The sequence below is a fragment of the Sphingomonas sp. ABOLE genome (genome assembly GCF_003950455.1).
GTDB classification, from domain to species: Bacteria; Pseudomonadota; Alphaproteobacteria; order Sphingomonadales; family Sphingomonadaceae; genus Sphingomonas; species Sphingomonas trueperi.
The window spans coordinates 24879-43299 of sequence record NZ_QQWY01000041.1 but is presented as its reverse complement, the minus strand read 5'-3'; the positions used below and the strand labels follow the sequence as shown (position 1 = coordinate 43299).

At 68.2% G+C, this 18421-nt stretch carries 18 protein-coding genes; 4 read left to right on the top strand and 14 right to left on the bottom strand.

Features of this window, described 5'->3' with window-relative positions; translation table 11 throughout:
- The 7 genes from CA234_RS19775 to CA234_RS19745 all read right to left on the bottom strand — a co-directional run.
- Positions 1-196: DUF2849 domain-containing protein (locus CA234_RS19775; RefSeq protein WP_126002567.1), on the bottom strand; the 196-nt coding region annotated here is incomplete at its 3' end.
- Positions 193-990 (bottom strand): uroporphyrinogen-III C-methyltransferase, encoded by a 798-nt coding sequence (gene cobA, locus CA234_RS19770; RefSeq protein WP_125976154.1) that lies wholly within the window; start codon positions 988-990, stop codon positions 193-195. The genes CA234_RS19775 and cobA, both read right to left, overlap by 4 nt.
- 83 nt (positions 991-1073) lie before the next feature.
- The gene (gene moaC, locus CA234_RS19765) at positions 1074-1547 is read right to left on the bottom strand and encodes a cyclic pyranopterin monophosphate synthase MoaC (protein ID WP_125976156.1); all 474 of its coding nucleotides are present in this window, start codon (positions 1545-1547) and stop codon (positions 1074-1076) included.
- Entirely contained in the window at positions 1544-2314 is a 771-nt protein-coding gene (trpC, locus tag CA234_RS19760; RefSeq protein ID WP_126002566.1) for an indole-3-glycerol phosphate synthase TrpC, read from the bottom strand. Before trpC ends, moaC begins: the two co-directional genes overlap by 4 nt.
- A complete protein-coding gene (gene trpD, locus CA234_RS19755; protein WP_126002565.1) occupies positions 2311-3306 on the bottom strand; it encodes an anthranilate phosphoribosyltransferase in 996 nt (331 codons plus the stop codon). The genes trpC and trpD overlap by 4 nt, the downstream gene beginning before the upstream one ends.
- Before the next feature lie 55 nt (positions 3307-3361).
- Positions 3362-3766 (bottom strand): hypothetical protein, encoded by a 405-nt coding sequence (locus tag CA234_RS19750; RefSeq protein ID WP_126002564.1) that lies wholly within the window; start codon positions 3764-3766, stop codon positions 3362-3364.
- A gap of 45 nt (positions 3767-3811) precedes the next feature.
- Complete coding sequence (locus tag CA234_RS19745; protein WP_126002563.1) at positions 3812-4396, bottom strand: aminodeoxychorismate/anthranilate synthase component II; 585 nt, start codon at positions 4394-4396, stop codon at positions 3812-3814.
- A 115-nt stretch (positions 4397-4511) separates the two neighbouring features.
- Here CA234_RS19745 and CA234_RS19740 point away from each other — a divergent pair, with 115 nt between their 5' ends.
- Positions 4512-4922 (top strand): hypothetical protein, encoded by a 411-nt coding sequence (locus tag CA234_RS19740; RefSeq protein ID WP_241213594.1) that lies wholly within the window; start codon positions 4512-4514, stop codon positions 4920-4922.
- 163 nt (positions 4923-5085) lie between these two features.
- Here CA234_RS19740 and CA234_RS19735 read toward each other — a convergent pair whose 3' ends face one another.
- Together CA234_RS19735 and CA234_RS19730 are read right to left on the bottom strand one after the other, a co-directional pair.
- Entirely contained in the window at positions 5086-6573 is a 1488-nt protein-coding gene (locus CA234_RS19735; protein ID WP_125976165.1) for a chorismate-binding protein, read from the bottom strand.
- On the bottom strand, positions 6570-8510 hold the full coding sequence (locus tag CA234_RS19730) for a peptidylprolyl isomerase (protein ID WP_126002562.1): 1941 nt from the start codon (positions 8508-8510) through the stop codon (positions 6570-6572). The genes CA234_RS19735 and CA234_RS19730 overlap by 4 nt, the downstream gene beginning before the upstream one ends.
- A gap of 118 nt (positions 8511-8628) precedes the next feature.
- Between CA234_RS19730 and tpiA the strand changes: the two genes are divergently transcribed.
- On the top strand, positions 8629-9384 hold the full coding sequence (gene tpiA / locus CA234_RS19725; RefSeq protein WP_126002561.1) for a triose-phosphate isomerase: 756 nt from the start codon (positions 8629-8631) through the stop codon (positions 9382-9384).
- A 4-nt stretch (positions 9385-9388) separates the two neighbouring features.
- Positions 9389-11386, top strand: a complete 1998-nt coding sequence (locus CA234_RS19720) for an EAL domain-containing protein (protein WP_241213593.1) — start codon at positions 9389-9391, stop codon at positions 11384-11386.
- Here CA234_RS19720 and CA234_RS19715 read toward each other — a convergent pair.
- The 4 genes from CA234_RS19715 to rimO all read right to left on the bottom strand — a co-directional run bounded on the left by CA234_RS19715 (position 11364) and on the right by rimO (position 16262).
- Positions 11364-12758: a leucyl aminopeptidase family protein gene (locus CA234_RS19715; protein WP_126002560.1), complete on the bottom strand. Its 1395-nt coding sequence runs from the start codon at positions 12756-12758 to the stop codon at positions 11364-11366. The genes CA234_RS19720 and CA234_RS19715 overlap by 23 nt on opposite strands.
- 73 nt (positions 12759-12831) lie before the next feature.
- Positions 12832-13473: a hypothetical protein gene (locus CA234_RS19710; protein WP_125976173.1), complete on the bottom strand. Its 642-nt coding sequence runs from the start codon at positions 13471-13473 to the stop codon at positions 12832-12834.
- A complete protein-coding gene (locus CA234_RS19705) occupies positions 13470-14870 on the bottom strand; it encodes a serine hydrolase domain-containing protein (RefSeq protein ID WP_125976175.1) in 1401 nt (466 codons plus the stop codon). The genes CA234_RS19710 and CA234_RS19705 overlap by 4 nt, the downstream gene beginning before the upstream one ends.
- A 60-nt stretch (positions 14871-14930) precedes the next feature.
- Complete coding sequence (gene rimO / locus CA234_RS19700; protein ID WP_126002559.1) at positions 14931-16262, bottom strand: 30S ribosomal protein S12 methylthiotransferase RimO; 1332 nt, start codon at positions 16260-16262, stop codon at positions 14931-14933.
- 114 nt (positions 16263-16376) lie between these two features.
- On the opposite strand from rimO, the gene CA234_RS19695 reads away from it, so the two are divergent.
- Positions 16377-16892, top strand: a complete 516-nt coding sequence (locus CA234_RS19695) for a GNAT family N-acetyltransferase (protein ID WP_126002558.1) — start codon at positions 16377-16379, stop codon at positions 16890-16892.
- A 39-nt stretch (positions 16893-16931) separates the two neighbouring features.
- Here CA234_RS19695 and CA234_RS19690 read toward each other — a convergent pair whose 3' ends face one another.
- Positions 16932-18368, bottom strand: coding sequence for an AMP nucleosidase (locus CA234_RS19690; protein ID WP_125976181.1), 1437 nt, complete (start codon positions 18366-18368; stop codon positions 16932-16934).
- Positions 18369-18421: the final 53 nt, after the last annotated feature.

Sequence of the window (18421 nt, the reverse complement as noted above, 5' to 3'; positions counted from 1 at the left end):
GGCGGGGGCCTTCGGGGGCCGCCTCCGCATCGATCACATAGGGCACGTTGACCCGGCGCGCGGCCTCCTCGGTCGCGGCGAGCACGTCGCCCTTGTCGCCCACGTCGACGGCTTCGGCGAGGTGGCGCGACCAGCTTTCGCCGGTCCACCAGACCACGTCGCCGGTCGAAAGATCGTTGCCCGTCAGCAGCTTCATGCCTGGTCTTCCCCCAGAGTCTCGGCAGTGCGCGCCCAGCGGGCGAGCTTGTCCTCGGCGTCGGCGAGCAATGTCACCTCGCCGACGACGATGATCGCGGGGCTCTGCACATTCTCGCGCTCGACCATCGGGCCGAGATCGGCGAGCAGGGTGCGGATCGCGCGGTGGCCCTCCAGCGTGGCACGCTCCAGCACCGCGACCGGCATGTCGGGCGCAACGCCGTCGGCCATCAGCTTGTCGGCGATCGCCGAGGCGGTGGCGACGCCCATATAGATCACCAGCGTGCGGCCCTTGCCGGCGAGGCCCGACCAGTTCTGGTCGGTCAGCCCCTTGCACTGGCCGGCGACGAAGCTGACCGCGCTCGACCAGTCGCGATGGGTGAGCGGCAGCATTGCCTCGGCGGCGGCACCAAGTGCTGCGGAGACGCCGGGGATCACTTCCACCGGCAGCCCGGCTTCGCACACGGCCTCCACTTCCTCGCCGCCACGGCCGAAGATGAACGGGTCGCCGCCCTTGAGCCGGACGACGACCGCGCCGGTCTTCACATGCGCGACGATCAGCGCGTTGATCGATTCCTGGGGAAGCGTGTGCTTCGAGCGGCGCTTGGCGACCGAGATGCGGTGTGCCTGGGGGGCGAGATCGAGCACGCGATCGTCGACCAGCCCGTCATGGACGAGCACATCGCAGATCTTCAGCGCCTCGACGGCACGAACGGTGAGCAGGCCGGGGTCGCCGGGACCCGCGCCGACGAGGATCACGCGGCCGCGGGAGTTGGGGTCGAGAAGCGTTGCCATGGTGCCGCACATGGCCCGGTGGCCGCTGCGGGGCAATGGAGGATCGGTTTGGGGCGGCTAAGGGATTCTTTGCCGCCCGCGTCTCAGCCTTCCGCGCGCCAGTCGCCGGACTTGCCGCCGGTCTTGGTCAGCAGGCGGATGTCGCCGAGCACCATGCCCTTATCCAGCGCCTTGGCCATGTCGTAGAGCGTGAGCAGTGTCACCGAGACGGCGGTGAGCGCTTCCATCTCCACGCCCGTCTTGCCCTCGGTCGCGGCGGTTGCGGTGGCGGTTACGCCGGTCTCGTCGAGATCGAGGTCGATCGCGACGCGGGTGAGGGGCAGGGGGTGGCAGAGCGGGATCAGCTCGGAGGTCTTCTTCGCCGCCATGATGCCGGCGATGCGCGCGGTGGCGAGCACGTCGCCCTTCTTCACACTGCCGTCGCGGATCGCCGCGGCGGCCTCCGCCGACATGGTGATCCGGCCGCGCGCCACCGCCTCGCGCGCGGTGACCGCCTTGCCGCCGACATCGACCATGTGCGCCGCGCCGCTTTCGTCGAGATGGGTGAGCCCGCTCATTCGACCAGCGCCCGCGTTGCCGCCTCGACATCGGCCTGCCGCATCAGCGACTCGCCGATCAGGAAGCAGCGTATGTCGTGCTCGGCCATCGCGTCGAGGTCGGCGCGGGTGTTCAGGCCGGACTCCGCCACGAAGGTGCAATCCTTCGGGGCATGGCGCACGAGGTCGTACGTGTTCTGCACGTTGACTTCGAAGGTCTTGAGATTGCGGTTGTTCACCCCGATCAGCCGCGACTTGAGCTTGAGCGCGCGCTCCAGTTCCTCGGCGTCGTGCACCTCGACCAGTGCATCCATGCCCTGTTCAATCGCGGCGACCTCGATCTCGGCCATCTGGCCGTCGTCGAGCGCCGAGACGATGATCAGGATCGCGTCGGCGCCGATCCCGCGCGATTCCTCGACCTGCCAGGGGTCAATCAGGAAGTCCTTGCGGATCACCGGCAGGTCGCAGGCGGCGCGGGCGGCGATCAGGTAGTCTTCGTGCCCCTGGAAATAGTCGTGGTCGGTGAGCACCGAGAGGCAGGCCGCGCCGCCCGCTGCATAGGCGCGAGCATGAGCGGGTGGATCGAAATCGGCGCGGATCAGGCCCTTGGACGGGCTGGCCTTCTTGATCTCGGCGATCAGGCCATAGCCGCCGGCCGCAGCGCGTGCGTCGAGCGCCGCCTTGAAGCCGCGCGGCGCGCTGGGCGTCGGCCAAGCGCGGGGGCTTGCCTTGCGGGCGGCGACTTCGGTGCGCTTGGTGGCGATGATCGTATCGAGAATCGTGCTCATGCGAAGGCGATCCAGCAGTCGAGCAGGGCGTTGGCAAGCCCGTTGTCGAGCATCTCGGCGGCTTCCTCCACCCCGTCCCGTAGGTCGTCGGCGCGGCCCGCGACCATCAGTGCCGCGGCCGCGTTGAGCAGCACCGCGTCGCGATAGGCGCCATGCTCGCCCTGGAGCAGACGGCGGAGGGCAAGGGCGTTGTATTCGGGATCGCCGCCGCGAATGGCGGAAAGCGGATGGCGGGGCAGGCCGGCGTCCTCGGGGGTGATCCGCGTGGGCAGCTTGGCGCGGCCGACATTGACGACGACGCTCGCGGCTTCGGTCGACAGCTCGTCCAGCGCATCTTCGCCGGACACGATTGCCGCCGCTTCGACGCCGAGCTGTTCCAGCGCCTCGGCATAGACGGGCACGTAATCGGGTCGGGCAATGCCGATCAGCTGGTGCCGGACATGCGCGGGGTTCGCCAGCGGACCCATCAAATTAAAGATCGTCCGCCGTCCGATCCGTCGCCGGATCGGCGCGATGCGGCCCAGCGAGGGGTGGTGGTGCTGGGCGAACAGGAAGGCGATGCCGATTTCGTTCAGGCTTTCCTCAGCGCGCGCCGCGGCGCGGTCGAGGTTCAACCCCAGCGCCTCCAGCGTATCCGCGGCACCCGCCTTGGACGAGGCGGCGCGGTTGCCGTGCTTGGCCACCGGCACCCCGGCCGCAGCCACGACCAGGCTGACGGCGGTGGAGACGTTGAGCGTGTGGTGCCCGTCGCCGCCGGTGCCGCATACGTCGATCGCCCCCTCGGGCGCCGTCACGGGGATCAGCCGGTTGCGCAGCGCGCGCGCGGCCTCGGCGATCTCGATGCTGGTCTCGCCGCGCACGGAAAGCGCGATGAGGAAGGCCTCGATCTCCGCCTCGGGCGCGGTGCCGTCGAGAATGTCGGCGAACGCCTGCGCCGCAGTTTCGCGGGCGAGCGGGGAGGACGGATCGGGAAGCAGGCTCAGGCTGGTCACGCCGCCTCTATTCCGGGGCGCGGCCAGCCTGTCGAGCAAATCCTGCTTGGGGGGCTTAGTTGCTCTTCTTCGGCTTGGTGTAGGGCACGAACTCGCCGAGCGAGACGAAGCCGCGAGGGAAGAAGGAATTGCGGTCGATCAGCCGCACCGTATCGATGCTGCACAGCTGCGATCCGAAGGTGTTGGTCACCAGGATCGAGTTGTCGTCGAGCTGCTCGGCACCGCCGCGCGGCTGGTTGACGTAGAGCGTGTTGCCGACGGTGTAGACGATCGCCTTGCCGTCGATGATCTGGCTGGAGCCGGTGCGGACCAGACTGATGCAATCGACTGGCTTGCCCGCGACTCGGCCGGCGAGCAGCTTGGCGAGCTGCTGTTCCGGCGTATCGCGGTGGCGGGCGTTGGCGACGGGCGCCGCGAGCAGCGCGGCACCGGCGAGCAGGGTTGCGAGGATCGGTTTCATGGCGTTTCTCCTGGCACGACTGCGATGAACCGAGGCTGAAGCAGGTCAGGCGGTGGCAGTCGCCTCGATGCCGGCCAGCCGCAGGAAATTGGCGAGCATCGCGTGGCCGTGCTCGGTAGCGATGCTTTCGGGATGGAACTGCACGCTGTGGATCGGCAGCGACGCATGGCGGAAGCCCATCACCGATCCGTCCTCGGCGGTGGCGTTGACCACCAGACTGTCGGGAATGTCGGTGACGATCAGCGAGTGGTAGCGCGTGGCCGTGAAGGGCGAGGGCAGGTCGCTGAACAGGCCGGTGCCGTCATGGCGGACCGGCGAAGTCTTGCCGTGCATCAGCCCGCCGCGCACGACGCTGCCGCCGAAATGCTGGCCGATCGCCTGGTGCCCCAGGCATACGCCGAGCAGCGGCTTGCCCAGATCGGCGCAGGCCGCAACCAGATCGAGGCTGATCCCGGCATCATTGGGCGTGCACGGGCCCGGCGATATGAGGAAGCCCTGCGCATTGCTGGCGATCGCTTCGCTCGCGGTCAGCGCGTCGTTGCGCACCACCTGCACCTCGACACCCAATTCCATCAGATAATGGACGAGGTTCCAGGTGAAGCTATCGTAATTGTCGAGCACGAGGATCATGGGCGCAGACCTAGGCGCTCCCGCGCGCTTACACAATCCGGCCTTGCGGGTGCCACAGTGCGGCGGCACCGCTGGCGCGGCAGGGACGTTGTGTCACCTTCCAGGAGTATCCCCCATGCTTGCCCGTTTGATGCTTGCCACCGCCCTGCTCGCCGCACCGGCGTATGCCCAGACCCAGGACCAGACGGCGCAGGACGGCCCGCCCAAGCGGGTGCGCAGCATCCTGCTCTATGGGGAGGAGAGCTGCCCCAAGCCGGCCAACCCCGACGAGATCGTCGTCTGCTCGAATGCCGGCGACTCGCCCTATCGCATCCCCAAGCGCTTCCGCGACCAGCCCAAGGAAGATGCACCCTCGACCAGCTGGTCCCGTCGCATGGAAGTGGTGGAAGAAGTCAACCGCGCGGGACTTCCCAACAGCTGCTCTGCCATCGGCACCGGCGGCCAGACGGGCTGCAGCCGCCAGGCGCTGCAGCAATGGTATCAGGAGAAGCTCGACCGCGAAGTGAAGGGCTCGCGCGTGCCCTGATCGGGCGCCCTGATTGCTCTTCACAAGCCGTCATCCCGGCGAACGCCGGGATCCATTGATGCCTCCGTTTCGGCTCCTGCTGCAGCCGAGAGGCGACTGGATCCCGGCTTCCGCCGGGATGACGATTGTGGTGATTAGCCGCGGAGGTCAGGCGGGGTCCGGCCTATTGGCCGAAGCCCGCCTCGCCGGCCCGCGCGATCGCCTCGCGCGCGGCGGCGAACAATGCCCCGGACTTGGCCTCGCATTCGCGCTGCTCATAGGCCGGATCGGAGTCGGCGACGATGCCGGCGCCCGCCTGCACGTGCATCACTCCGTCCTTCACCAGCGCGGTGCGGAGCACGATGCACGAATCCATCGAGCCGTCGGGCGAGAAATAGCCGACGCCGCCCGCATAGGGCCCACGCGTCTCCGCCTCCAGCTCGGCGATGATCTCGCAGGCGCGCACCTTCGGAGCGCCGCTCACGGTTCCCGCCGGGAAGCCGGCGAATAGCGCGTCGATCGCATCGGCGTCCTTGCGCAGCCTGCCCACCACGTTTGACACGATGTGCATCACATGGCTGTAGAACTCGACCGTATAGCTGTCCGTCACCTTGACCGTGCCGGGCGCAGCGGCGCGGCCGACATCGTTGCGGCCGAGATCGAGCAGCATCAGATGCTCGGCGCGCTCCTTCGGATCGGCGAGCAGCGAGGCGCGGTTGGCCTCGTCCTCGGCGGCGGTGCGGCCGCGCGGGCGGGTGCCGGCGATCGGGCGGATGGTGATTTCGCCGTCGCGGGCGCGGACCAGGATTTCCGGGCTCGACCCGGTGAGCGCGAAGCCCGGCAGGTCGAGATGGTAGAGGAAGGGCGAGGGGTTGATCCGCCGCAGCGCGCGGTAGAGCTCGAACGGCGGCAGCGGGAAGGGTGCGGTGAAGCGCTGGGCCAGCACCACCTGGAAGATGTCGCCTGCCGCGATATACTCCTTCGCCGCGGCGACCATTGCGCCATAGCGGCCTTCCGGCAGCACCGGGGTCGGCACGATCGGCAGCGGGTGGGCGCGAACGGGTGCCGGCAGTGGCGCGCTGGCGAGCTGCGCGGCGACGGCATCGATGCGCTCGGCTGCGACTGCCGGATCGGCGCCGGGCCAGACGGGCGCGACGAAGAACAGCGTGTCCGCCAGCCGATCGAAGACCAGCAGCACCGTCGGGCGCACGAAGATCATGTCCGGCACGCCGACCGGGCTCTGCGGCGGGCGGGGAAGCTTCTCGACCAGCCCGACCGTTTCGTAGCTGAAATAACCGACGAGGCAGGCGAGCGCGCGCGGCAGCTCGGCCGGCACGTCCATCCGGCAATCGGCGACCAGCGTGCGCAGGGCGGTGAGCGGGTCGTCCGACAGCGGATCGAACCCGTTGCGGTCGGTGAGCCAGTGCCGGTTGATCTCGGCCGTGGTGCCGGTCGCGCGGAACACCAGGTCGGGCGCGAGCCCGATCAGGCTGTGCCGGCCGCGGACCGACCCGCCCTCGACCGACTCCAGCAGGAAGTCGCCCCGACCCGGCTCGATCAGCTTGAGCGCGGCCGCGACCGGTGTCTCGGTATCGGCGACCTGTCGGCGCCAGACCAAGGCGGGCCGGCCGGCGGCGAGCGCGGCACGGGCGGCGTCGATGCCCTGGATCACTGGCCGCCGTTGCGCTGCAGATCGGCGCGGAGGCGGGCGATCGCGGCTTCGTTGCGGCGGACCTTGAGCGCGCTCACCAGAGAGGCGGCGAACTGGCTCTCATATTCCTGCGCGCCCACCTGGCCCAGCGCCTGGGTGATCGACTGCAGCATCTGCGGGCCCTGCGGGTCGCCCGCGATGGACCCCGGCTGGATCGTGTCGACATAGACGACGTAATAGCCGGCGCGGTTCGGCGCCTCGACGAGACGCGCGGTCTTGGCCGGCATGTCGAACGCCATCTGAATGAAATTCTCCTTGCCGCGCAGCTCGCTGCGCTTGAAGTCGAACGGCTTGGGCGGGGCACCCTTGGTCGCACCAGCCTCTGCGAGCGCCTGCGCCATCGGCACGCCCTTCTGCAGCTTGGGCAGCATCGCGGTGGCGGCCGTGCGCGCCTTGGCGAGTGCCTGGTCGAGCAGATAGTCGGCCTTCACCTTGTCGGTGATCTGGGCGAGCGGCCGCGGTGCGGCGGGCACGATCTTGTCGAGCGAGACCAGCGCGAAACCGCCGTCCGGGCCGACGGGCACCACCTGCGGCTCGTCGCCGGCCTGCTCGAAGCCGAAGCCGGCCTTCATCGCCGCCGTGACGGTCGCGTCGGGCTGGTAGGCGGCATTGTCGGGATCGGTGGCGTTGGCGATCAGCGCGGGGCTGCGCACCGTGGTCAGCTTGGCCTTGGCGACGGCTTCGTCGAAGGTCGCGCCGTCACCCACGGCATCCTCGATCGCCTGACGCGAATCGGCGAGCAGCGCGGCGAGCTTGCGCTTGGCGACTTCCTCGGTGAGCTCGGCGCGGACCTGGTCGAGCGTGCGTGCGGCGATCTTCTCGACCTTGCTCACGCGGTAGACGAACCAGGCGCCGCCGAGCTGGACGGGGCCCTGCAGCGCGCTCGCCGGAGCGGCGAAGGCGGCGTCGGCGAAGGGTGCCGAGACCTGCCTGGCGAGGCCGGCCTTGTCGCCGGCGTCGATGGTACGAGCCTCGAGACCAGCGGCCTTGGCGGCACCGGCGAGGTCACCGCCCTTGGCAGCGGCCGCAACCTTGGCGGCAACCGACTGGCTGATCGCCTGCACTAGCTCGACGCCGCGCTTCTCGCTGGCGGCGTACTTGGCGGAATCCTTCTTGTAGGCGGCGGCGATCTCGGCCTCGGTCGGAGTCGCCTGGCCCTTCAGCGCATCGGGCTGGGCAAGCGCATAGCGGACGATGCGGCGCTCGGGCACCTGATAGCGGCTGCGGTTCTGCGCGTAATAGCCGGCGAGCGTGGTGGCGTCGGGCGCGGGGCCCGGGTCCATCGCCAGCGACTGAACGAAGCCGACGATACCGGTGCGGCGCTCGAGCAGCGTCGCGACATAAGGGGTCACCACGCCGGCGGGGGCAGGGGCGCGCAGCGCGACCGGGCCGACCAGCCAGGCAGCGTAGCGCTGCGTGGTCATGCCTTCGCGGAACACCGCCGGGGTGAGCCGGTTCTGCGCGAGCAACTGCTCGAAGGTCTGCTGGCTGAACTTGCCGTCCATGCCGGCGAACTGCGGGTTGTTGGCGATGTCGGTATCGATCAGCTTCTTGCCGACGGCCATGCCGTTCTGGTTTGCAAATGCTTCCATCGCGGCGGTGTTGACGGCATCGTTCAGCGCGGCCTCGAACCCGCCCTGCGCCAGCACCTGTGCCATCGTGATGTTCTGCCCCTGCGCCTGCGCGTTGCGGACATAGCGCTCCAGTCGATCGCGAACCTGCTGCTCGGTCACCTTCTCGCCGGCCACCGTCGCCAGCGCGCCGCTGCTGCCGGTGATCCCCTGGCGCATGCCGGTGACGTCACTTGCCGCAAAGGCGATCGCGAGCAGGCCCAGGAAGATGAAGACGATGATCAGGCCGTAGCGCGACTTGGTGAAGTTCCGGAAGGCGTTGAGCATGGAGAGCCGTTCGTTCGAGGAATTTGGGCCCGCTTTAGGGCCGGTGTCGCGCGCCTTCAAGCTTGTGCCGCGCGGCGCAATCGGTATCGACTGTGCCGAAACATTCGGGGAGTGATGGATGCGCCGCAAGCTGGTCGCCGGAAACTGGAAGATGCACGGCATGCGGCCGCATCTGCGCGAGATCGACGCGATCGCCGCCGCTGCACGGGCACACCCCCAGGTCGATGCGCTGCTCTGCGTGCCGTACACGCTGATCGCGGCCGCCGCGGACATCGCCCCGGACTTCACGATCGGTGCGCAGGACGTGCACGAAAGCGATCAGGGCGCCCATACCGGCGACATCTCCGCACCGATGCTGGTGGAGGCGGGCGCCAAGGTGGTGATCGTCGGCCATTCCGAGCGCCGCGCCGATCATGCCGAGACCAGCCACCACACCTGGGCCAAGGCAGCCGCTGCGCGTCGCCATGGGCTGAACGTGATCCTCTGCTGCGGCGAGACCGAAGCGGAGCACGATGCAGGCCGCGCCGAGCGCATCGTCCAGTCGCAGATCGAAAAGTCGCTGCCCGACGGCGCCGCACCCGACTGGCTGACCATCGCCTATGAGCCGCGCTGGGCGATCGGCACCGGCAAGACGCCGACGCTGGACGAGATCGCGACGATGCATGCGATCCTGCGCGCCAAGCTGCGCGGGATGATCGGGCCTTCGGCCAACGAGATGCGGATCCTCTATGGCGGCTCGGTGAGCGGCGCCAACGCGGCATCGATCCTGGCGGCCGACGATGTGGATGGCGCGCTGGTCGGCGGGGCGAGCCTGACCGCCGCCAAGTTCGTGCCGATCATCGAAGCGGCGGCGCAAATAGCGACAGGGGATTAACCTGTTGTCGGGGGTCTGGCGCTACAAGGCCTCCATGCTGCCGCGGATTCACCTCGTACGATCGGGAAGGACCAAGCTCGACCGGGCGATCCTGACCGAGCAATATCGAGTGCTCGGCCAGCAGATCCCGCTGATGTACACGCTCGTCTTTCTCGACGCGGTGTTCCTTGGCTTCGCCTCCTACGGATCGGTATCGACTCGCCTCAGCATCCTCGCGCCGATCCTGCTGGGGATCGCCGCCGCAACGCGCAGCCTGTTGTGGGTTGCCCGACGTGGCGACGCCATTCCCAGCCTCCGCAAGATCCGCCGCTATCTGATCGGTACCGTCATAGCGGGGGCGTTGCTCAGCCTCGCTTTTGGCGGGTGGGCGCTGCTGCTCTTCTTCGAGGCGGACCTTGCGCGACGCACCTGCATCGCGCTCTACATCTTCATCGGGGCAATCACCTGCTGCTACTGCCTGCAGACCTTCCCGGTCGCGGCTTGGCTCGTGATGGGCTTCGGCGCCTCGCCGGTCATCCTGTGCCTGATCGCCTCGGGCGACCGGTTCCTGATCGGGTTGGGGATCAACATCATCCTCGTCTCGGCGGTAGTGCTGCGGATGTTCGGCGCCACCCATGCCGGCTTCGTCGACGTGCTTGCCTCACGGGCCGAGATGGCCGCCGGACAGCGCCGCGCGCGACTGGCCGAACAGCGCGCACACCAGCTCGCCTATCACGATCCGCTCACCGGCCTCCCCAATCGCCGCGCACTGGCCGAGTATCTTCGCAGCGCCGAGCCGCATCGCTTCGGGCTGATGCTGGTCGATCTCGACCGCTTCAAGTCGATCAACGACGTGCATGGCCATCCGATCGGCGACCAACTGCTCCGTGCCGTCGCCGGCCGGCTGAGCTGGGTGGTGGGGGAGGGCGGCCGCAGCTACCGACTGGGCGGCGACGAGTTCGCGATCACCCTTCCATACGACGGCGACGACCTTGACCGGGTGCGGAGCGTCGCCCACGCCATCGTGCGCGAGGTGGCACGCCCTTTCCTGATCGACGAGCGCATGCACCATATCGGCGCCAGCGTCGGTATCGCGCTCTATCCCGACGACGCTTCCGACGCGGACACGCTGATGCGGCGCGCCGATGTCGCACTCTATCAGGCCAAGGAAGCCGGCCGCGGCTGCTACTGCGCCTTTGCCAGCCAGATGGACGCCGAGATCCGACGCCGCTCGACGATCGAGGCGGAAATGCGCGATGGGCTCACCCAGGGGCTGTTCTACCCGCGTTACCAGCCGATCATCGATCTGCGCACCGGCCATGTCACCGGCTTCGAGCTGCTCGCCCGCTGGCGCCGCGAGGATGCCGAGATCGGGCCCGACCAGTTCATCCCGATCGCCGAGGAATGCGGGCTGCTCAATACGCTGATGCTCGACCTGCTCGATCGCGCCTGTTCGGAGACGCGCGACTGGACAGTGCCCGCCAGCATCGCGATCAACATCTCGCCGGGCCAGCTGCGCGACGACTGGTTGAGCCACAAGATCCTGTCGGTGCTCGCCCGCACCGGCTTCCCGCCGCAGCGACTGACCGTCGAGATCACCGAGAATGCGCTGATCGTCGATGCCGCGAAGGCGCACCACGCGATCGAGTCGCTCAAGAACCAGGGCGTGCAGCTGGCGCTCGACGATTTCGGCACCGGCTATGCCTCGATCCAGCATCTCCGCATGCTGCCGTTCGACAAGATCAAGATCGATCGTTCCTTCGTCGACTCGCTGAATGAGAGCACCGAGAAGCTGCGGATCGTTCGCGCCATCCTCGGCCTGGCCGGCACGCTGGAGCTGCCGGTGGTGGCCGAGGGCATCGAGACGCTGGAGACGGCCGAAATGCTTCGGTCACTCGGCTGCGCGCAGGGGCAGGGCTATCTGTTCGGTCGCCCGATGGACAAGGAAGAAGTCGAGCGCTGGCTCGCCGACGGCGTGATGCCGCCGGCGGCCGAAGCGCTTATCCGCCGTAGCGGTCCTTGAGCACCTTCCAGGTGGCGCGCAGGCTGACCGCCTCGGCGCCCTTGGGGCGGCCCGGCTTGGGGCTGCCGTTCCAGCAGAAGATGTCGAAATGGGCCCATTGGGCCTTGGCCGGCACGAATTCCTTGAGGAACAGCGCTGCGGTGATCGCGCCGCCGAACGGACCCTCGGCCGCGTTGACCATGTCCGCCACGTCCGACTTCAGCAGATCCTTGTACGGATCGTAGAGCGGCATCCGCCAGATCGGGTCGCTCTCTTCCTCGCCAGCCGCCAGGATCTCGGCCGCCAGTGTGTCGTCATTGGCGAACAGTGCCTGCAGGTCCGCGCCCAGCGCCACGCGCGCGGCTCCGGTCAGCGTCGCGAAGTCGAACACCAGCTCGGGATCCTTCTCCTCGGCCTTGGTGAGCGCGTCGCCCAGGATCAGCCGGCCTTCGGCGTCGGTATTGCTGTTCTCGACGGTGATGCCCTTGCGCGAAATCATCACATCGCCCGGGCGCGTCGCCTCGCCCGAGATCGAGTTCTCGACCGCCGGGACCAGCAGGTGCAGCCGCACCGGCAGCTTGTTCTGCATCACCAGCTCGCCGAGCGCGAAGGCATGGGCAGCACCACCCATGTCCTTCTTCATCAGCCGCATGCCGCTGGCCGGCTTGATGTCGAGCCCGCCGCTGTCGAAGCAGACGCCCTTGCCGATGATCGCGATGCGCGGATGCTCGGGATTGCCCCATTCGAGCTCGATCAGCCGCGGCTCGCGGCCCTTGCCGGCGGCCTGGCCGACGGCGTGCAGCATGCCATAGCCCTGCTGGAGCTCGTCGCCCTTCACCACCGAGAAGGTAGCACCATAGGCCTTGGCGAGTTCGGCACCGGCCTCTTCGAGATCGGCCGGGCTCATGTCGTTGGCGCCGGTGTTGATCCGGTCGCGCAGCTTGAAGGTAACGGCGGCCATGCGCACCGCTTCCTCCATCTTCACCGGATCGGCGGTGAGCAGCACGCGCGGGCCCTGTGCCTTGGGATCGGCCTTCCTGTAGCGATCGAACTTGTACTGGGCGACGAGCCAGCCATAGATCGCCTTGCCGGGCTCGATCCCCTCGACGCGGTAGCTGCCCTCGGGCAGCGTCTCGGCCAGCTTGGCGAGGCACCAGGGCGACAGCTTCTCGACATTGGCGACCACCGAGACGACCGACCAGTCCTCGGGCGAGTCGCCGGGCAGGATCGCGCTCGCATAGCCCACCGGGGCCAGCTTCTGCGCGGCGGCGGCGGCACGATGGCGCGGCGGCTGCGCGGCGAGCCAGGCGTCATAGCCCTTGGCGTCGATCAGGTGGATGGTGCGAGCGGCCTGGCCGCGGTCGGGCTGAACGAGCGTGTTGAGATCCGTCATGCGCCTGATCTAGGACGCCGCGCGCCCCGCGCCTAGCCCGGACCCCCCTGGTTTTTTGGCCAGGGGCGCCGGATCACTTCGCGGGGGGCAGCAGCGTCTTCCACCGCGCGTCGAGCCTGGCCTGGGCATGGTCGCGCTTCACCTTCGCCACCAGCGAGATGCCGCGCAGCGTGACGCTGTGCCCGCCGAGGAACTTGCCCGAGATGGTATAGCCGACATCGTACAGCGCCACATCCTCGTGGGGGTCGCCATCGGCAAGGTACTGGGTGACGATCACCACCGGCAGCCGCTCGTCGCCGCGGCTGTTGTCGGCCAGCCCGGCGGCCTCGCGTGCCTTGACCAGCGCATGCTCGAACCAGCCGCCTTCGATGCGCGGTTCGCCGGTGGTGGCGGCGGGCGAGACGGCCAGCGCGGACGGGAACAGGATGGTCTGGCTCTGCACGGATTGCTCGGCAGCGGCAGGCTTCAGCGCCAGCGTCTGCTTGCCGCCATCGGCTGCGACCAGCACCAGCTTCGCCACCTTGGCGGAGGCGCGCTGCTCGGTCGCCGCCTTCTCGGCCTTGGTCTCGCGGCGATCGCTCCAGTTGTTCCAGAGCGTGAGGCCGGAGATCAGCACCGCGGCGACCCCCAGCACCTCGCCCAGCGTGATCCAGCGCTTACGCACCTTGGCGGCTTCGGCGCGGTCCTTGGCGCGGTTCTCGGAGTCGTCTTTCATCGCGGCATCACCAGGAACTGCTCGAACTTGCCGTCGGCACCAGGCTCGGCATAGGTCACCGCGACGAGCATCCGATCCTTGTAGCGGATCCGGTAGTTGCGGTTGACGAAGCCGCCGCGCAGCCGCGGCTTGCCGATCGGCTCGAACGCGAGCGGCTCGCCGAGCGGGGCGAGGCTGGCGCGATAGTCGCCGAGCACCGTCGCATCGAAGAAGTAATTGGCATCCTCGGTCATCAGGCTGCGATCGGGGGCGCTGGCGCGGAGCTGGTCGAACAGCTTCCGGGCGAGCGCATCGCGCTGCTGATCCAGGGTGAGCGCAGCGGCGGGCTTGGCGACGGGCAGCAGCAGATCGGTGATGCCCTGGGCGATGACGTCGTTCGCGCCGCCGAAATCGGCACTGACCAGCGAGACCACGGCGAAGCGCGCCTCAGGGATCACGACGTTGCTCGACAGGAAGCCGACCGCCTCGCCGCCGTGCGAGACTTCCTTCTTGCCGCCATGCTCGCCCAGCGACACGCCCAGGCCGTACCGCGTCGGCGTGCCGTCGGCGAGCTTCACCTCGGTTTCCTGCATCGCCCAATCCTCGGGCGTGAGCAGCTTTCGATCGATCCGGGCGATGTCCCATTTGGCGAGGTCGGCGGCGCTCATCGCCAGCTCGCCCGCCGCCCAGAGCCATCCGTCCGCCGCCGGCTTGGCGGGGCGCACGGGACCGAGGGCATAGCGATGGGTGCCCTGCGGGAAGCCCTTGCCGACCGCCTTGTCCTGATCGATCGCCTGCATGCCCAGCGGCTTGAAGATCTTCGCCTGGAGATAGTCGAGCAGCTTCTTGCCCGACGCCTTCTCGATGATCATGCCCGCGACGACATAGCCGGTGTTCGAATATTGCCATGCGGTGCCGGGAGTGAAATCCAGCGGCTTCTTGGCCCAGCGATCGACGATCTGCTGCGGCGTCACCGCCGTCTCCATCGCCTTGAAGCTATAGTCCTGCGGCCAGTAATCCTGCAGGCCAGCGGTGTGGCTGAGCAGCTGGCGGATGGTGATCTTGTCGGCGTCGGTGACGTCCGGCACCCATTTCGACACCTTGTCGTCGAGGCTGAGCTTGCCTTCGTTCTCAAGCAGCAGGATCGCCGCGGCGGTGAACTGCTTGGAGACGGATGCGATCTGGTACTTGGCGTTTACGTCCGGCCCCTTGGCGATGCCGGGGCCTTGGTCCCCATAGGCCTTGGTGAAGACGATCTTGCCGTCGCGCACGATCGCGATCGAGGCCGATGGCACGCCGCTGCTCCTGAGCGCATCCGCGACGATGGTGTCGACCTTGGCGCTCTGCTCGGGCGTGAGCTGCTGCGCGGCGGCGGGGGTGGCGATCAGCAGGGTGGCGGCAACAGCGGAACGGAACATCGGGCCTCCGGGAGATGGTCCCGGAGGCTTAGCGCTGCCGGCGCACCCTGCCAACGACGATCAGCCCATCGGGACGCCGTAGAGGTCGTGCTCGTCGGCGTCCTCGATCAGGACCTTCACGATGTCGCCTTGCCCCAGATGCCCCGCGTCGCGCAGGAAGACTTCGCCGTCGATCTCCGGCGCGTCGGCCTGGCTGCGGCCGGTGGCGCCGCCGTCCTCGTCGACCGCGTCGATGATCACCTCCAGCTGGCGGCCGATCTTGGCCTGGAGCTTGGCGGCGCTGATCGCAGCGGTCTTCTCCATGATCCGGGCGTAGCGCTCTTCCTTGACGTCCTCGGGCACCGCGCCGGGGAGGTCATTGGCGGAGGCGCCTTCGACCGGCTCGAAGCGGAACGCGCCGACGCGGTCGAGCTGGGCCTCGTCCAGCCAGTCGAGCAGATACTGGAAGTCTTCCTCGGTCTCGCCGGGGAAGCCGACGACGAAGGTCGAGCGGATGGTGATGTCCGGGGCGATCTCGCGCCAGCCGCGAAGCCGCTCGAGCACCTTGGCTTCGTTGGCCGGGCGCTTCATCGCGCGCAGCACGTTCGGTGCCGCATGCTGGAACGGGATGTCGAGATAGGGGAGCACCAGCCCCTCCGCCATCAGCGGGATCACCTGGTCGACATGGGGGTAGGGATAGACATAGTGCAGCCGCACCCAGGGTGCGATCTGGCCGAGCTCGCGGGCGAGGTCGGTCATGTGCGGCACCACCTCGCGGCCCTTCCAGGCGCGCGGCTCCTTGCGGATGTCGATCCCGTAGGCCGAGGTGTCCTGGCTGATGACCAGCAGTTCCTTGGTGCCGGCCGCAACGAGCTTCTCGGCCTCGCGCAGGATCGCGTCGGGGCGGCGGCTGACCAGGTCGCCGCGCAGCGACGGGATGATGCAGAAGCTGCAGCGATGGTTGCAGCCTTCCGAGATCTTCAGATAGCTGTAGTGGCGCGGGGTGAGCTTGAGCCCGCTGTCCGGCACCAGGTTGACGAAGGGCGAGGGCGGCATCGGCGCTGCGTCATGCACCGCGCCGACCACTTCCTCATATTGATGCGCGCCGGTGACCGCGAGCACATTGGGGAAGCGGGCGCGGATGACCTCGGCTTCCTTGCCCATGCAGCCGGTGACGATCACCCGGCCGTTCTCGGCGATCGCCTCGCCGATGGCTTCCAGCGATTCTTCCTTGGCGCTGTCGAGGAAGCCGCAGGTATTCACCAGCACGACGTCCGCGCCGGCATAGTCCGGCGACAGCGCATAGCCGTCCGAACGGAGCTTCGTGAGGATACGCTCGGAGTCGACCAGATTCTTGGGACAGCCGAGCGACACCATGCCCACCCTGGGGGCTTCGGGGAGTCGCGTTGCCATGATCGTTGGCGCACATAGGGCTTTTCGCGGAAATTGCCAGCCATCGGGCGTTTACGGATGGCCGAACCGGCCCGCCATGATACGGGCAGGCCAGCAACATCGGGAGATTCCGTCATGACCGCAACCAACGCCGAGCCTGTCCAGCTGCCGACCCGCTCCGGGCTCGTCATCGACGTGCGCACCGTGCGTCCCGACGACGAGGCAGTCCTCCGAGACTTTTTCGACCATGTCTCGAGCGAGGATCGCCGCTTCCGCTTCTTCACCGCCAGCCCGCACCTCCAGCCCCACCAGGCCAAGGCGCTGATCGAGGTCGACCACCACAAGACCGAGAGCTATCTGGCGTTCACCGCCGAGGGCGAACTGGTCGGCTCGGGCATGCTCGCCTGCGACGACACGCTGGAGACCGCCGAAGTGGCGATCTCGATCCGCGCCGACCGCAAGGGGCAGGGGGTGGGCTGGAGCCTGCTCAACTACATCACCGCCGAGGCCAAGGCGCGCGGCGTGAAGCGGCTCCAGTCGATCGAGAGCCGCGAGAACCATCTCGCGATCGAGCTGGAGCGCGAAATGGGCTTCGTCGCCCGCGAGGTCGAGGGCGATCCCAGCGTGGTGCTGCTCGAAACGGTATTCTGATCGAGGGTGCCCCGGCTGCAGCCAGGGCACCGCTTCGCCTCAACGGAACGGCGGTTCGTTGAACGCGCGCAGCTTGCGGCTGTGGAGCTTGGCGCCCTCGCGGCGCAGTTCCTCGCAGGCCTCGATGCCGATCTTGAGATGCTCGGCGATCGCGCGTTCGTAGAAGCGATTGGCCTGGCCGGGCAGCTTGAGCTCGCCGTGGAGTGGCTTGTCCGAGACGCAGAGCAGCGTCCCATAGGGCACGCGGAAGCGATAGCCTTGCGCCGCCAGCGTCGCCGACTCCATGTCGACGCCCACCGCGCGGCTCAGCGAGAAGCGCAGCGCCGACTGTGAGTAGCGCAGCTCCCAGTTGCGGTCGTCGGTGGTGACGATCGTGCCGGTGCGTAAGCGCTGCTTGAGCTCGTCGCCCGACTGGCCCGAGACCGTCTCCGCCGCGCGCGCCAGCGCCTGCTGGACTTCGGCGATGGCGGGGATCGGGATCTCCGGCGGCAGCACGTCGTCCATGATATGGTCGTCGCGCAGATAGGCATGGGCGAGGACGTAGTCGCCGATCCGCTGGCTCGGGCGCAGGCCGCCGCAATGGCCGATCATCAGCCACGCCTCGGGGCGGATGACCGCGAGGTGATCGGTGATCGTCTTCGCGTTGGACGGGCCGACGCCGATATTGACCAGCGTGATCCCCGTGCCGCCCTCGGCCATCAGGTGATAGGCGGGCATCTGGTGCCGCCGCCATGCGCCGTCGCTTACCAGTCGGTCGGCGTCCGCCGCATCCTCGATCACGATCCCGCCCGCACCCGACACGCCGGTGAAGCGGCTGTCCGGCCCCAGCTGCGCGCACGCCCAGCGGACGAACTCGTCGACATAGCGGTGATAGTTGGTGAACAGGATATATTGCTGGAAATGCTCCACCGGCGTGCCGGTGTAATGCTTGAGCCGCGCCAGCGAGAAATCGGTGCGCAGCGCATCGAACAGCGCCAGCGGCCGCGTCTCGTCCTGGCTCACCCAGATGCCGTCGGCGATCTCGTCGCCGATATGCGACAGCTCGGTCGCCGGGAAATGGCGGCCCAGCTCGGTCGCCGAGACGTCGTCCAGGCTCAGGATCGTGTTGGGATCGAGCACATAGGGGAAGGGAATTTCCTGCCGCCCGGTGACCGCATGCACCTCGACGTCATAATCCTCGATCAGGAAGGTCAGCTGCTCGGTCAGATATTCGGCGAACATCGCCGGGCGCGTCACCGAGATGCGGTAATCGCCCGCCTCGACCAGCCGGCCGAACGAGCGGCGCGGGATCGGCTTGTTGACGCCGCCGCGATAGGTGACGCGCAGTTCGGGATAGGCGAAGCTGCCGTCGGTCCGCGTCTCGGGATCGGGCGTGGTGCCGTCGGTGATGTAGCGGTTGAGCGCCTGCTGCAGTCGTTCGACCGAGGCGCGATAGAGCCGATCGAGGTCGGCGACGATATCGGAGGCTTGAGTCATCTTCCATCGCTAAGCGCGGAAGATGACGCTGGCAAGTCGGCGACGCGCACGGC

Bases quoted from the DNA above. Each gene is read 5' to 3' on its own strand.
- CA234_RS19705 (WP_125976175.1), bottom strand. From the start codon at position 14,870: ATGTTCCGTTCCGCTGTTGCCGCCACCCTGCTGATCGCCACCCCCGCC.
- CA234_RS19730 (WP_126002562.1), bottom strand. From the start codon at position 8,510: ATGCTCAACGCCTTCCGGAACTTCACCAAGTCGCGCTACGGCCTGATC.
- CA234_RS19710 (WP_125976173.1), bottom strand. From the start codon at position 13,473: ATGAAAGACGACTCCGAGAACCGCGCCAAGGACCGCGCCGAAGCCGCC.
- CA234_RS19745 (WP_126002563.1), bottom strand. From the start codon at position 4,396: ATGATCCTCGTGCTCGACAATTACGATAGCTTCACCTGGAACCTCGTC.
- CA234_RS19690 (WP_125976181.1), bottom strand. From the start codon at position 18,368: ATGACTCAAGCCTCCGATATCGTCGCCGACCTCGATCGGCTCTATCGC.
- tpiA (WP_126002561.1), top strand. From the start codon at position 8,629: ATGCGCCGCAAGCTGGTCGCCGGAAACTGGAAGATGCACGGCATGCGG.
- moaC (WP_125976156.1), bottom strand. From the start codon at position 1,547: ATGAGCGGGCTCACCCATCTCGACGAAAGCGGCGCGGCGCACATGGTC.
- CA234_RS19750 (WP_126002564.1), bottom strand. From the start codon at position 3,766: ATGAAACCGATCCTCGCAACCCTGCTCGCCGGTGCCGCGCTGCTCGCG.
- CA234_RS19695 (WP_126002558.1), top strand. From the start codon at position 16,377: ATGACCGCAACCAACGCCGAGCCTGTCCAGCTGCCGACCCGCTCCGGG.
- CA234_RS19740 (WP_241213594.1), top strand. From the start codon at position 4,512: ATGCTTGCCCGTTTGATGCTTGCCACCGCCCTGCTCGCCGCACCGGCG.
- CA234_RS19715 (WP_126002560.1), bottom strand. From the start codon at position 12,758: ATGACGGATCTCAACACGCTCGTTCAGCCCGACCGCGGCCAGGCCGCT.
- trpC (WP_126002566.1), bottom strand. From the start codon at position 2,314: ATGAGCACGATTCTCGATACGATCATCGCCACCAAGCGCACCGAAGTC.
- rimO (WP_126002559.1), bottom strand. From the start codon at position 16,262: ATGGCAACGCGACTCCCCGAAGCCCCCAGGGTGGGCATGGTGTCGCTC.
- cobA (WP_125976154.1), bottom strand. From the start codon at position 990: ATGGCAACGCTTCTCGACCCCAACTCCCGCGGCCGCGTGATCCTCGTC.